The 14,093-nt window shown below is 58.1% G+C and carries 14 protein-coding genes and 1 pseudogene; 7 read left to right on the top strand and 8 right to left on the bottom strand.

What is annotated here, in order from left to right:
• Positions 1-18 precede the first annotated feature (18 nt).
• The 4 genes from AB4Z23_RS19495 (at position 19) to AB4Z23_RS19510 (ending at position 2,232) form a co-directional block, all read left to right on the top strand.
• On the top strand, positions 19-396 hold the full coding sequence (locus AB4Z23_RS19495) for a DUF2147 domain-containing protein (protein WP_004431397.1): 378 nt from the start codon (positions 19-21) through the stop codon (positions 394-396).
• A 20-nt stretch (positions 397-416) separates the two neighbouring features.
• Positions 417-848 carry a DUF2177 family protein gene (locus AB4Z23_RS19500; RefSeq protein ID WP_004431395.1) on the top strand — a complete coding sequence of 144 codons (432 nt, stop codon included), beginning with the start codon at positions 417-419 and terminating at the stop codon, positions 846-848.
• 131 nt (positions 849-979) lie between these two features.
• Positions 980-1,522, top strand: coding sequence for a sigma-70 family RNA polymerase sigma factor (locus AB4Z23_RS19505; RefSeq protein WP_004431393.1), 543 nt, complete (start codon positions 980-982; stop codon positions 1,520-1,522).
• Positions 1,519-2,232, top strand: coding sequence for an anti-sigma factor (locus AB4Z23_RS19510; protein WP_441360641.1), 714 nt, complete (start codon positions 1,519-1,521; stop codon positions 2,230-2,232). The genes AB4Z23_RS19505 and AB4Z23_RS19510 overlap by 4 nt, the downstream gene beginning before the upstream one ends.
• Positions 2,233-2,277: 45 nt before the next feature.
• Here the strand turns inward: AB4Z23_RS19510 and AB4Z23_RS19515 are convergent, their stop codons facing one another.
• The 3 genes from AB4Z23_RS19515 to AB4Z23_RS19525 form a co-directional block, all read right to left on the bottom strand.
• A complete protein-coding gene (locus tag AB4Z23_RS19515) occupies positions 2,278-2,994 on the bottom strand; it encodes a DUF72 domain-containing protein (protein ID WP_441360642.1) in 717 nt (238 codons plus the stop codon).
• Between the two features lie 65 nt (positions 2,995-3,059).
• Positions 3,060-3,653, bottom strand: coding sequence for a general stress protein (locus AB4Z23_RS19520; protein ID WP_019566741.1), 594 nt, complete (start codon positions 3,651-3,653; stop codon positions 3,060-3,062).
• Between the two features lie 21 nt (positions 3,654-3,674).
• Positions 3,675-3,992, bottom strand: a complete 318-nt coding sequence (locus tag AB4Z23_RS19525; protein ID WP_111796632.1) for a PepSY domain-containing protein — start codon at positions 3,990-3,992, stop codon at positions 3,675-3,677.
• 289 nt (positions 3,993-4,281) lie between these two features.
• On the opposite strand from AB4Z23_RS19525, the pseudogene AB4Z23_RS19530 reads away from it, so the two are divergent.
• From AB4Z23_RS19530 to AB4Z23_RS19540, 3 genes and pseudogenes are all read left to right on the top strand, one after another.
• Positions 4,282-4,383 (top strand): annotated as a pseudogene (locus AB4Z23_RS19530) (DUF892 family protein); the annotation flags it as partial.
• An 85-nt stretch (positions 4,384-4,468) separates the two neighbouring features.
• Complete coding sequence (catE, locus tag AB4Z23_RS19535; protein WP_441360643.1) at positions 4,469-6,613, top strand: catalase C; 2,145 nt, start codon at positions 4,469-4,471, stop codon at positions 6,611-6,613.
• A gap of 117 nt (positions 6,614-6,730) precedes the next feature.
• A complete protein-coding gene (locus AB4Z23_RS19540) occupies positions 6,731-7,540 on the top strand; it encodes a transglutaminase-like domain-containing protein (protein ID WP_441360644.1) in 810 nt (269 codons plus the stop codon).
• A gap of 37 nt (positions 7,541-7,577) precedes the next feature.
• On the opposite strand, the gene AB4Z23_RS19545 is transcribed toward AB4Z23_RS19540, so the two are convergent.
• The 5 genes from AB4Z23_RS19545 to AB4Z23_RS19565 form a co-directional block, all read right to left on the bottom strand.
• Entirely contained in the window at positions 7,578-9,173 is a 1,596-nt protein-coding gene (locus AB4Z23_RS19545) for an EAL domain-containing protein (RefSeq protein ID WP_441360645.1), read from the bottom strand.
• 208 nt (positions 9,174-9,381) lie between these two features.
• On the bottom strand, positions 9,382-10,305 hold the full coding sequence (locus AB4Z23_RS19550) for an SRPBCC family protein (protein WP_441360646.1): 924 nt from the start codon (positions 10,303-10,305) through the stop codon (positions 9,382-9,384).
• Entirely contained in the window at positions 10,302-10,643 is a 342-nt protein-coding gene (locus tag AB4Z23_RS19555; RefSeq protein ID WP_025594895.1) for an ArsR/SmtB family transcription factor, read from the bottom strand. Before AB4Z23_RS19555 ends, AB4Z23_RS19550 begins: the two co-directional genes overlap by 4 nt.
• Before the next feature lie 132 nt (positions 10,644-10,775).
• Positions 10,776-12,566, bottom strand: coding sequence for an ABC transporter ATP-binding protein (locus AB4Z23_RS19560; RefSeq protein WP_441360647.1), 1,791 nt, complete (start codon positions 12,564-12,566; stop codon positions 10,776-10,778).
• A gap of 448 nt (positions 12,567-13,014) precedes the next feature.
• The gene (locus tag AB4Z23_RS19565) at positions 13,015-14,004 is read right to left on the bottom strand and encodes a Bug family tripartite tricarboxylate transporter substrate binding protein (RefSeq protein WP_025594897.1); all 990 of its coding nucleotides are present in this window, start codon (positions 14,002-14,004) and stop codon (positions 13,015-13,017) included.
• Positions 14,005-14,093: the final 89 nt, after the last annotated feature.

Genomic DNA, 14,093 nt, shown 5'->3' on the forward strand with positions numbered 1-14,093 from the left:
CAACTGCGGAGAAAGACGATGAAAATCAATCCTTTGATAATCGCATCCGTCCTGGGTCCGATGCTTGCGGCCTCTGCTGCCGGAGCAGCAGACATCGACGGAAACTGGGCGCGCGGCGACGGCAACGCGAAAGTGCTGATCGCGCCCTGCGGCGACAATATTTGCGCCACCAATACCTGGATCAAACCGGGCACGCCCGAGGAAAAGACCGGTGACCGGCTGATCATGACCATAAAGCCCGATGAAACAGGCGTCTATTCGGGCACCGCCTTCGATCCGCAACGCGACAAATCCTACAAGATAACAGTGACGGTTGATGGCAACAGCATGACCACCAAGGGCTGCATCGTCGCTGGTCTCCTATGCAAAGGCATTACCTGGGCCCGCATCAACTAGACTCTGGAAAGGACAAACCGATGAAGACCTATATCTCAGCCTACTTCTTCACCCTCATCGCCTTTCTGGTGATCGACTTCATCTGGCTAAGCACCATGGCGTCGCGGCTTTATCGCCCGGCGATCGGCGATCTTCTGGCTGAGAACTTCCGGCTGGCCCCGGCGATCATCTTTTATCTCATCTACGCGGCCGGACTGACCTTTCTTGCGGTTCGTCCGGCCCTCATATCAGGCCAGTGGACGACCGCGTTGCTTTATGGTGCAGCCGTCGGCTTCATGGCCTATGCCACATATGATCTCACCAATCAGGCAACGTTGAAAAGCTGGTCCACGACATTGACCATCGCAGATCTTCTGTGGGGCACCTTCGTCTCCGCAGCCGCTGCCATCATCGGTTACCTCGTCACCGTACGGCTGGTCGGTCCACTGCAAAATCCGGCAGGTGTGTTATGACAGCGACCATCCCTGCCGCCTGCTTCCACCCGGCCAATTTTTGGCCGGGAAGACGTGAACTTCATTTCGCGCATGCCTTGCCTTCCCACAAAGGACAACCCTATATAGGAGGCGCAAGAAGGGATGTTCGAATGCAGGGTACAGAGATAGCAACGCTCATAAACCGCGTCGGCATGGGCGATCGCTCGGCATTCGTTTCCCTCTATCAAGCCACCAGCCCGAAGCTTTATGCCATCTGCCTGAAAATCCTGCGTGACAGGACCGAAGCCGAAGAAGCGCTTCAGGAAGTCTATATCAAGATCTGGCAAAGAGCCCTCACATTTGCAGCAAGCGCCGGCACACCGTCGACGTGGCTCGCCGCAATCGCCCGCAACCATGCGATCGATACGATCAGGGCGCGCAAACCCGTGGGCGACGACATTGACGAAGCCTATGACCTTGCCGATGACAGCATCCGCAATCCGGAGCAGCAGGTCGTTCTGGCCGATGAGGGTCGCAGGATCGACAATTGCATGCAGGAACTTGAAACGGTTCATGCGCAGGCGGTGCGTCGTGCCTATATCGAAGGGCTGAGCTATATCGAACTCGCCAAAGAATTGCGGGTGCCACTCAACACGGTCAGAACCTGGCTGCGGCGAAGCCTTCTCAAACTCAGAGAGTGCATGCAGCGATGACAACGAGCGAAAACAGCGAGGGCATGCATTCGCGCGACGAAATCCTCGCTGGCGAATATGTGCTCGGCGTGCTGCCGTTTGAAAAGCGTCGTGAGGTCGAGCGGCGCATGCAGGACGACAGGGTCTTCGCGCAGCTGGTCCACCGTTGGGAAAGCGAATTTTCAGACTTCAACGTGGATTACGAAGAACAGGCGCCGAGTGCGGCCATTCTCGCCCGCATTGAAGAACGCCTGTTCGGCAGCAAGACCAGCATCGCCAATGGCAGCCTGTGGAGTTCCGCATCCTTCTGGCGATGGATATCTGTCGCCACGAGCGCGGCTGCCGTGGCAGCGATCGTTTACGCCGCATTTCCCGAAAAATGGCAGGGCACAGCTCCGCTGGTAGCCGAACTTTCGACAACGGACAGTCAGGTCAACCTGCTTGCATCCTATGATGCAGAGACCGGCAGGATGCACATTATACCGGTTGCGACCGGCAAGGCCGATGAGAAATCACTGGAACTGTGGCTTGTGATGGATGGCGGCAAGACCCGCTCGCTCGGTGTCTTCCAGCCCGGAACGAATGGCGATCTCATTATCCCGGCGGATATGCGTAACAACATTTCGGAAGGCACGACCTTCGCGATCAGCGTGGAACCCTTCGGTGGATCACCAACTGGTCAGGCAACCGGCCCTGTTATCGCAATCGGTACCGCAAGAAGGCAGCTTTAAGGCGTCACGCCTTCATGCGCTTTTGCCAACTGCTGAAACATGATTTCAGTCTGCGCACCGTTTAGTGGTTGCGCAATCATCGAGCATTGCAAGCGCGTTCTTTATTGCGGCACCGGAGGCGGTATTGTCGAAAACGCACCAGGATTCGGCGGAAAGGCGTTTTCTAAACGAGAGGATTTCGGCGGCGCTGTAGTCGGAATAATAAATCCGGGGAGCGCCGTGGAGCCGGACATATTTGGGCGGCTCGGAGAAATCACTGGCCGGCCAGACCGGTGCAGGATCGGCCAGCACACGATCAATGGCATAGCGTTGCAGAACCTCTTGCGCTGAATGCGTAGCCCAACTTGTGTGACGCGGTTCGAGTACCAGCATGCCGGGAAAGGTCTGACGCATAGTATCAAACGCGGCCTCCGCGTCGGAGACATCAAATGCGAGATTGGGTGGCAACTGGCACAATAAGGGTCCAAGCTTGCCATCCAGCGCCGCAAGTTCCCCAACAAATGCCTTGAAGACTTGTCCGATTTCCCGCAACCGGCGCTCATGCGTGATCTCGCGCGGCAGCTTCACGGCGAAGCGGAAGTCATCGGGCACCGAATTTGCCCAACGCTCGAACGTCGTTGGCCGGTGGTGGCGATAAAAGGTGGAGTTGATCTCGACGCCGTTGAATACGGCAGCATATCGGCTAAGCCCACTTCCCGTTTCGGGAAAACGGTGCGCCACAGTCTTGGGGATCGACCATCCAGCTGTTGCAATGACCGGCACTTTCACCTGCCCCGAGGCTATCAAAGAGAAGGCCGGCACATGCCGACCTTCCCTGTTTCTAACGCTTAGCGTCTGTAACGCAGACGTTCCTGTTCGATTTCAGTGGGCTCATAAGGATCGAGCGTGTCGTCAAACCGTGACCAACCGTCTTCGGCATAGGCCGCGCGCCGCTTGTCCGGATCAACCCAGTTGGACTGGCGCAGGACTTCTTCGGCGTCCGTGTAAAGGCTGTCCTCGACCTTCGCGGTCACGAGCGTGCCACCCCGGCGAACGCCTTCTGCGTAAACATGGGCATGGTCTTCGGAAACGCCGGCGTCCGTCAGCGCGCCGATAAGGCCGCCGGCGGCGCCGCCTGCGACGGCACCGGCAACAGCGCCTGCCGCCGTCGCGGCAAGCCAGCCTGCCGCAACCACCGGTCCGACGCCGGGAATTGCCATGATGCCAAGGCCTGTCAACAGGCCGCCAACACCACCGACAGCAGCGCCGATGCCGGCACCCGTGCCTGCGCCTTCAGCAGCTTTTGAATCATTGCCATGGCGTTCGTCTGCATTGTTGGAAACAATGCTGATATCTTTAGACGGGACGCCGCGTTGTTCCAGTGCAGTAACGGCGGCGCTGGCATCGGAGTAGTCGTCGAAAAGTCCGGTAACGGTCTTCATAGGATTCTCCCAAAGATTGAATTAGTTAGCGACAATATTGCCCTGATAGTCGAGCGCCACGTTTACAGACTTGCCGTCCTTCGAGGCCTTGGCCTGCCACACGCCCTTGTCGTTGAGCGTAAGACCGGTCACTTCGGCATATCCGGCGTCCATAAGGCGTTTATTCGCCTGTTCCTCGGTAAAGCTGTTTGCGCCTTCCACAGGCGCAGTCGCATTCTTGGTGTCTGGCGTAGCGACGGCAGGCTTGCTGCCATCGGTGGCTGGAGCGGTGGACGTCTGAGCGAAGGCGCCAAGGGTCGACGCGCCGAGAAGCGCGGCGGCTAAAAGAAGCTTTTTCATGATTTTTCCTCGTTGTAGCCTTCAGTGCAGGCTCGACAGGGAAACAACATGTCGGGCCTCATGGTTCCGCCAATCTGAAAATAGAATTTGCAGACCTTGCAGTTCCATCATCGTCGAAACGCCACAGAACTATCTCTGCCGGATGAGGAACGTCCGCCTATTCAACCGGTTACTGGCATCGCTGCGATGCCACCGCAGACCGGAGTGTGAATTCTTTTCCGGGAGCAGGAACATCGTCTCCACTCAGGGGTTGTCCAGTTACATCATTCAAAGTTGATCGGATTCCCACATGCCTGCGGAAACTACATTGCATGACCTGTTCCTCGATACGCTCAAGGACATCTGTCTCGCCGAACAACAAGTGCTGAAGGCTCTGCCGAGGACCGTGCGGGGACCCTTCCAAGCTTAGGCCGCTTTTTAGGGCGGCTTTTTCATTTCCGGGTCGGATAGGCCCCTTCCAATTCAGGAGCCACACCATGGCCAAGACCACCTCCACATCACCAAGCGACAAGACCGAAACCGTGACGATCCATGACCAGAAGCTGGAGCGCGGTGCTGGCGGCGAGCTGCATCAGACAGCCGAAAACGACGCGCCGGTGCTGACGACCGCTCAAGGGGGGCCGGTCGCGGACGACCAGAATTCTCTAAGGGTCGGGCCGCGTGGTCCGCTCGTCGTTGATGATTTCCATTTCCGTGAAAAGATCTTCCATTTCGACCATGAGCGCATTCCCGAGCGCGTCGTGCATGCTCGCGGTTACGGCGCGCATGGCTTCTTCGAGACCTACGAGTCCTTCTCCGCATACACAAAGGCGGATTTCCTGCAGCGCGCCGGCGAAAAGACACCAGCCTTCGTCCGTTTCTCGACGGTTGCGGGCAACAAGGGCTCAGCTGACCTTGCGCGCGACGTGCGCGGTTTCGCAGTGAAGCTCTATACACAGGAAGGCAACTGGGATCTCGTCGGCAATAATATTCCTGTCTTCTTCATTCAGGACGCCATCAAGTTTCCCGATCTGATCCACGCCGCCAAGCAGGAACCTGACCGGGCTTTTCCGCAGGCGCAGACGGCCCATGATAATTTCTGGGACTTCATCAGCCTGACGCCGGAAAGCATGCACATGGTCATGTGGGCCATGTCGGATCGTACGATACCGCGGTCTTTCCGCTTTATGGAGGGTTTCGGCGTTCATACCTTCCGTCTGGTCAATGCCAAGGATGAATCAACCTTCGTCAAGTTCCACTGGAAGCCGAAGCTCGGGCTTCAATCGGTCGCCTGGAACGAGGCGGTCAAGATCAATGGCGCCGATCCCGATTTCCATCGCCGCGATCTGTGGCAGGCGATCCAGTCCGGCAACTTCCCGGAATGGGAATTGCAGGTGCAGCTCTTCGATCAGAAGTTTGCCGACAGCTTCGATTTCGACGTGCTCGATCCGACAAAGATCATCCCCGAGGAAATCCTGAAGCCGCAGCCGGTCGGACGACTGGTACTCGACCGTATGCCCGACAACTTCTTTGCCGAGACCGAGCAGGTTGCGTTCATGACGCAGAACGTGCCGCCGGGTATCGACTTCAGCAATGATCCGTTGTTGCAGGGTCGCAACTTTTCCTATCTCGACACCCAGCTGAAACGCCTTGGCGGGCCAAACTTCACCCACCTGCCGATCAATGCACCGAAGTGTCCCTTCGCGCATTTCCAGCAGGATGGCCACATGGCCATGCGCAATCCTGTTGGCAGGGTGAATTACCAGCCGAACTCGTTCGGTGAAGGCCCGAGAGAGTCGCCGAGCCGGGGCTATCGTCATTTTCCGGCAGAAGAACAGGGGATCAAGGCGCGGCTGCGCCCCGAGAGCTTTGCCGACCACTACAGCCAGGCACGGCAATTCTACATCAGCCAGACCCCGCCAGAACAGCGTCATATTGCGGCAGCCCTGACATTTGAACTAAGCAAGGTGGAAACAGCCGTGATCCGCGAACGCATGGTGTCGCATCTCATGAACATCGACGAGACGCTGGCAAACACCGTCGCGCAGAAGCTGGGTTTCAAGTCCATGCCGAAGCCGGCGGATGCGGCTATGCCGACACGTCAGGATCTGGAACCCTCGCCGGCGCTCAGCATCGTCGAGCGTGGTCCGAAACGCTTCGAAGGCCGCAAGCTTGGTATACTCGTCACCGATGGTGTCGACGCCAAATTGCTGAACGGCCTGATGTCGGCGATTACCAAGGAAAAAGCCGTCTGCGAATTGATAGCCCCGAAGGTAGGTGGCGTCACCGCCTCAGACGGGAGCTGGATTGCGGCCCATCACATGATCGACGGCGGGCCATCGGTTCTCTTCGATGCAGTTGCACTGTTGACTTCTGCCGAGGGGATAGACGATCTGGTCAACGAGGCGACGGCGCGTGACTTCGTGGCCGATGCTTTCCAGCACTGCAAGTTCATGGGTTACGACCAGTCGGCGCTGCCATTGCTGGAAAAGGCCGGTATCGCAGGCGATCTTGACGAGGGCACGATTATCCTCCCAGGTGAGGAAGGCCTCGCTGGCTTCGTGGCGAACCTTGGCAAGCTGCGTGTCTGGGGACGGGAACCTTCCGTAAAACTCGGCAAGGCTTCACCGCCAGTAAAGTGAAATCAAAGGCGGGCGCGGCTACAATGCCGCGCCTTGATGACGCACGATCGCCCGCCCGAGGGCGTGAAAGCGTTTCAGCGTGAACAACATCAAGATGGCTCATAAAGGATGTACTGAATGAAGATTCGCGCCGGGTTCGATATTGCTTATGAATGCGAGAATGAGACGGCAATGCTGCTTGTTCTCAATCTCCACCCCAGCCGGCGCGCAGATCTGCTCACCGAACAGGTGCTGACCTTCGACAGGCCGATCGAGGCCTGGGGTTACATGGATATCTTCGGGAACGCCTGCAGCCGCATAACCGCACCGCCAGGCGCGACGACGATCTCGACGCGGTTCGACATATATGACGGCGGCCTGCCAGATCCGGTTCCTGAAAACGCTTTCCAGCACGATATCAAGGATTTACCAGACGATGTTCTAGTGTTCCTGCTAGGCAGCCGTTACTGCGATACCGACCGCCTAGCGGACTTCGCCTGGAAAAATTTCTCGGCAACACCGCTCGGCTGGCCCCGTGTGCAGGCGATCCTCGATTTTGTGCATTCCCATATTGTCTTCAACTACGAGAAAGCCGATCCGCTCAGGACGGCATATGGCGGCTTCATCGACCGGACCGGGGTTTGCCGCGATTTCGCACATCTTGCGATCACCCTCTGCCGTTGCATGAATATCCCCGCTCGCTATTGCACCGGCTATCTCGGTGATATCGGCGTGCCGAAGGACCCCAATCCGATGGATTTCAGCGCCTGGTTCGAAGTCTATCTCAGCGGCCGTTGGTACACGGTCGATGCCCGTCACAACAGGCCCCGCATCGGACGCATCTTGATGGCGACAGGACGAGATGCGACGGACGTCGCCCTGTCCACCGCCTTCGGTCCGGCTATCCTGAAGCGGTTCGAAGTCATTACGGAAGAACTGGCCGGATAGCGACGGGTAGCATCAAGACGCTCAGGTCTCGCTCGACCTAGACCGACGCGACCTGAATGACCTCGGGAGCGGAGCCGTATGTCGACTTGTTCCGACGGTGAAAGGCGATGAATTCCTCGGCCGGAAGCGGCTTGGAAAACAGCCAGCCCTGACCAAAATCCACACCATGTTCCCGCAGATAGGCCGCCTGCTCCGGCCTCTCGATACCTTCCGCAACCGAAAACAGTCCAAGCTCACGCGCCATCTCGATAATATGGAGTGTCACGGTGCTCGTTGCCGTGTTCCTGCCGATCGTATCAACGAAGGACTTGTCGATTTTCAGGGCGTCCAACGGCAGTCCCTGCAAATACTGAAGGCTGGAATAGCCGGTTCCGAAATCGTCAATTGCCACGGAATGCCCGGCCTTGCGAGCTCTGTCCAGCGTCACGCGCGCCGCTTCAATGTCGATGAAACCGCGCTCCGTCGCTTCAAGCCATATCTGCTCCTTGCGTATATCCGCGCGGACAAGGCGTTGATCGATGAAGTCTAGTATCCGGCCTGATTTTACATCTTCGGCGCAGAGATTGATGGCGATATGTGCGCTGCGATCCCCAACGAGCATGGTACCAAGATCTGCAATAATGGCTTCAACGACCTGATCGGTGATGGGCTCTATCAGCCCTGTTTCTTCCGCCAGCGGAATGAAGAGGTCTGGCCTCACCAGCGTGCCATCAGGCCGCCGCCAGCGGACAAGCGCTTCGGCGCCCACGCATATATTGGTCTTGAGTTCGATGATCGGTTGATAGTGGACGATGAATTCACGGTTCTGGACTGCGATTTCCAGTTCCGTTTCCGGCGACAACCGCTTGCGCGACATCCAGATGACGATGCCGACGATAAAGAGCGCAATGAATGCGCCAATGGGCAAAAGGATAGTCAACTCCCGCACCAGCCTCGTTCGCAACGCCGCCCTTGGCTCGAGAACCACCGCCGTCAGCGCATTCTCCTTTACCACCGAATAAAGCCATGCGTCCGTCGTGCCCTGTCCCTCTTTTGTCGGCAACGTGGCCAGAACCCCTGTATCGGGAAGGTTCTGCGTGCTGATGACCGCAGCTTTATCGTTGAGGATCGCGAGAGACATCCCGTCCCGCAGCACAATATCAGCAAATCTGGAAGGTGCGACGAGCGCGTTGTGGTGGCCGAGATGCAGGCTCGTCATCTGGTCGCCGTGGCTGATGCCGGGTTGGATACGCAACGTCACTTCAAGGCCGTCCGGTGTGACGTAGTCGACATGGGATTTGGCTACGTCGCCAGCGGCGCGGCCCCAGGAGGTGCATTTGATGAAGCCGTTTTCGAAATAGCCAATCTCCTCGATTGAGGGGACGTTGATCGTCACCATCCGCATTTGTGCAATATGCTGATCCGAACATGCGGGAGGGTGCGCCGTTTCAATTGCTTCCAATGCCCCTTGCGCTTGCCTGAATGTATTTCCGGCACGAACAAGCGATCTTTCGGCGACGAGGTCGAGAATGAAGAGTTCTTTTTGAATGGCGATACGCCAGGACGTCCAGGCCATGGCGGCAATGGGCAGCGCGGCGCCAACTATGGCCAGAAATATCCCCACGGCTATCACACGCCAACGTCGTGACTGCATCATCACTCTCCAAAAGGTAGTCGAGACATCAGTGTCGCAATCTCCTTAATTTTTGCTGTGTGCGGAACGGTGAAAACCGGGTGATGCAAATTATGATTTCTGCCGTCAACGCAATCTGAAAATCACCGTGACGGCAGGAACGCGGGGCCGATAATCCAGTTACCCCGAGAGGGCATCACGCCCCTGTTGAAGTTCAGTCCCGGTGCGATTACGATGCGAAAACAAAGCGTTCCAGTTTACCGAGCGTCTGCTGACCCAGTTCGATAGCGCCAAAATCCTTCGCGTCCTGGAACTCGGCTTCCGTGCTGAACACCATACCGAGCACGACCTTCGTCGCGCCGTCCTGATCCTCGAACGAAGCCCAGGCGTCGGCATGTTTCGGCCCGTTTTCGCCCCAGAGCAGCGTGTAGCCGATCCTCTCCTCAGGCCTGACCTCGATATATCGATGATGGTTCGGGAAGACAGTGCCGTCAGGTCCGATCATGTCGAACACCCACTCGCCGCCGGTTCGCAGATCGATTCTCTTCGTGCGACACGAAAACCCTTCCGGTCCCCACCATTGCGGCAGCGTCTCGGAATTCATCCAGGCCTTCCAGACGATGTTGCGCGGCGCCCTTATCGTTCGCTCCAGCACCATTGTTCGTCTGGCCACCTCGGCCAGATTGTTAAGACCGGCACCGAAGCCCTGCCGGTAACCCGCCTGCATATCCGCAGCCAAGGAGGAAAGCTGCACGGTTACGACAACGCGACTGCCCTGCTCCGTCGCCGAAAAATCAGCGGTCACCAGCGCCGCGGACTGCGTCACGTCGCCGGACGACACCACCTCGTAATTGACGCTGCGCAACGCTGGCTGCAATTCCAGCCACCCGCATTCGCAGCGAATATCAGGCTGCCCATCGACCTTGCAGAGCGAAACTTCGCGTCCGCCAACTCTGGTATCGGCTTCCAGAAACTCCACGGTCACGGCGGGCGTGGGCGCTGCCCAGACAGCCCGCGCGGCAGGCGACGTCCACACTTGCCAGAGGACCGACAATGGAACAGCGACCACCCTTTCGAAGCTCAGTGTTGCAAAGCGGCCATCGCCAAGATGGGGTTCAGCACGGGTGCCGTCCTGATTGAGTTTCGACATCATTCCGTGCGCTCCTTCGCAGCCTGCATTGCAAATGCCTCCAACCGGTCGAGCCGGCTCTCCCAAATGGCCCGCTGTTCATCAAGCCATGTCCGCACCGGCTCCAGAGCCTCGGGCACGATAGCGCAGGTGCGCACCCGCCCATCCTTGGAGGTGCGGATAAGTCCCGCCTCCTCCAGTACCGACAGATGCCGCATCACGGTCGGCAGGCGCAGCCCCGTGGGAGCGGACAATTCCATGACGCGGGCAGGCCCTTGCGCGAGCTTCGTTAGAATAGACCGGCGTGTCGGATCGGCCAGAGCCTGAAAGATCAGCGATAGTTCGGGCGAATGCTTAGTCATAATGCTAACTATCATGCAGCACGGCTCTAACGCAAGGAAAACTTCGTCGATTAGCTAAGTGTTTGACCGCGAGCATTTGTTGGCCGTCGCGCAAAAGAAAAACGCCGGAGCATTGCCCCGGCGTTTCATTTTTTAAGCCACCAGACCCTTGGTCAGTTCCAGCGCCTGCCGCTCGAACAGCCGGCGATAGATGCCGTCGTTCAGACGGATCAGCGCCTGGTGGTCGCCCTCTTCGACAATCTTGCCCTTGTCGAACACCAGCAGACGGTCAAGCGCCCGCACGGTGGAAAGCCGGTGCGCAATCACCAGCGTGGTGCGGCCATCCATCAGGCGTTCCATGGCCTCCTGGATCTGCACTTCGCTTTCGCTGTCGAGGCTCGATGTCGCCTCGTCCAGAATCAGCACCGGCGCATCCGCGAGGAAGGCACGGGCAATGGCGACACGCTGCCGCTCCCCGCCAGACAATTTAACGCCGCGCTCACCCACCATCGTCTCATAGCCCTTGGGAAGGGACATGATGAAGTCATGGGCGCTTGCCTGCCTCGCCGCCTGCTCGATCTCACGCCGCGAGGCGCTCGGCCGGCCATAGGCGATGTTTTCCGCCAGCGTGCGGTGGAACAGGATGGGTTCCTGCTGCACGATGGCGATCTGGCTGCGCAGGTTTGCCTGCCTGGCCTTGGCGATGTCCTGGCCGTCAATGCGGATCGAGCCGGAATTCACATCGTAAAGCCGCTGGATAAGCTTGACGAATGTCGTCTTTCCCGACCCCGAATGCCCGACCAGCCCCACACGCTCACCCGACCTGATGATGACTGAAAAGTCCTCATAGAGCGGGCTGGGATGCGCGCCATATTGAAAAGTGACGTTGTCAAAAACGATTTCGCCCTTCTCTATCCTGATCGGCCGGGCATCCGGCCTGTCTTCGACACCCAAAGGCATCTTGTCGAGCAACACCAACTCTTCCATGTCGTTGACGGCACGTTGCAGGTTACGGATGTGTTGACCGACATCACGCAGATAGCCCTGCAGGACGAAGAACATCGCCAGCACGAAGGTGATGTCGCCCGGCGTCGCCAGCCCCTGCTGCCACATGACAAGGCCTGTTCCCAGAATACCGGCCTGCATGGACACCATCATGAAGCCCTGGATCGTGCCGTTCAGCGTGCCGCGTTTCCATGTCCTTCGCGTACGGTTGTCCCATTTGGCCAGCACATGGCGCAACCGCGCCTCTTCGCGGGTCTCGGCGCCAAAAGCCTTGACCACCGAATTGCAGCTGACGGCATCTGCCAGCGCGCCACCAAGCTTGGTATCCCAGGCGTTTGCAAGTCTTGCCGCCGGCGATACGAAGCCCATGGAGAGCAACACGGTGACGCCGACATAGATCAGCGACCCCGTGCCCACGATCAAGCCCATGATCGGCCAGTAACTACCCAGCACGACGGTTGCGCCCACCAGCATGACGATGGAGGGCAACAGGGCGATAAGAAGCACGTCATTGAGTGAATCAAGCGCCCACATGCCACGCGTGATCTTGCGAACCGTGGAACCGGCAAAGCTGTTGGCGTGCCAGTCGGTTGAGAACCGCTGCACCCGGTAGAAACCGTTATTCGCCACATCCGCCATGGTTTTCAGCGTCAGCCTGATGATGCCGTTAAACACGAACCAGCGCAGGACCACGCTGGTCAAGCCCAGCGCCACGACGACGACGAAGGCGCGCAGCGCCCGGTCAGCCCCGTTGCCGCCGGCAATGGCATCGACGATCTGGCCGGAGAAAACCGGCACCATGACTTCGGCCAGCGTGCTGGCAATCACCAGCACAACAATAAAGCCCACCAATGCCCGCCGGTGGCTCCAATGGTGGAAAACAAAGCCGAGCACATGGCGATAGGCATCGGCGCGGAAATCGAGCTTCTTGCGAGACATTTTAACCAGCACGGCGCCATGCGTTCGGCAACCGGTCCTCAAAAACGGAAGTTGGATGGCACAGCCCGGGCGGAAAACAAAAATGATCCCGTCAGATCAATCGGGCTATGAAGGAAAACAAAACCGCATGTGGGGCGCGCTCGGGGCGGGCCACGAATGGAAATGACCTAGTGTCGGTTCATTCCACGCGGGAGGAACTTGATGAATGATGATGTCATGCAACGCCTCCCTATGTTCGATCTGACGCGGTGAGAAATTTGTACCTGAGCTGTTCGCCGTTGCCAACCGGGTAATTGCAACCTTATGGCAAGTGATGCGAAAACGACACATCAGCTGGTGTGACGGCAACGAACGTGGCCGATGCCAATGAAAGCTTCGGCCACTTTTTTTTGCGTGGTGGCGCTTCCCGCCGCACCCAGGCTCGGGTGCGCGGCGAGAACATATCTGGTCAATCCATCTGGACGTTTGCGTTCTTGACGACCGGTTCCCACTTGGCGATTTCGGCTGCAACGTGGCTTTTCAGCTCATCGGGCGAAGAGCCGACGATCTTGGCGCTGAATTCGGCCATGCGGGCCGCCACACCCGGATCGGCAAGCGCTTTCTTGGCCGCCGCATTCAGTGTGTCCACCACATCGGCCGGTGTGCCGGCAGGCGCAAACAGCGCGTTCCACGTGTAGGTTTCATAACCGGGTACTGTTTCGGCAATGGTCGGCAGATCCGGGAATGATGACGCCCGCTCGGCAGTCGTTACGCCAAGCGCCCGCAATGTGCCGGATTTTATGTGGCCGGACGACGACGGCAGATTGTCGAACATGATCGAAATCTGGTTGCCGAGAAGATCGTTGAGCGCGGGGCCGGCACCTTTATAGGGAACGTGCTGCATGCTCACACCGGTCATGCTCTTGAACAATTCCCCTGAAAGATGCAGCGGCGTGCCATTGCCGGACGAGGCATAGGCATATTTGTCCGGTTCGGCTTTCAGAAGCGCGATCAATTCCGCAACGCTGTTGACGTTCAGCTTCGGATTGACAACAAGCACATTGGGAACCACGACCAGAAGCGAGACCGGGGCGAAATCCTTTTGCGGATCGTAAGGCTTTGTCTTGAGAATGAGCGGGTTCAAGGCATGGGTAGCAACGGTGCCCATCAGGATCGTGTAACCGTCAGGCTCTGCGCGTGCGACACGGTCGGCACCGAGATTACCGCCTGCACCGGCAACATTTTCAACGACGATCTGGTGACCAAGCTCATCACCCATTTTCTGTGCGATGACACGCGCAACCACGTCGGTTGAGCCACCTGCCGCGAAGGGAACGACCAGCGTAATCGTTCGATCAGGAAAACCCTGCGCGCTCGCCGTCAGTCCCATCATGCAAAACGAAGCAGCCGTAGCCGCAAGTTTCAAAACCATACGCCGTTTCAAAGACCGGTAATTCATGAACCCTCCTGTAGAATGGCCTCCCCGCCATCAGCGCATAGTAGCTCAAATGGACCTGAGAGCAAGCAACCGGCATCGCAAACCATGCG

Origin of the sequence: Agrobacterium sp. MCAB5 (assembly GCF_052114365.1) — a bacterium.
GTDB classification, from domain to species: domain Bacteria; phylum Pseudomonadota; class Alphaproteobacteria; order Rhizobiales; family Rhizobiaceae; genus Agrobacterium; species Agrobacterium tumefaciens.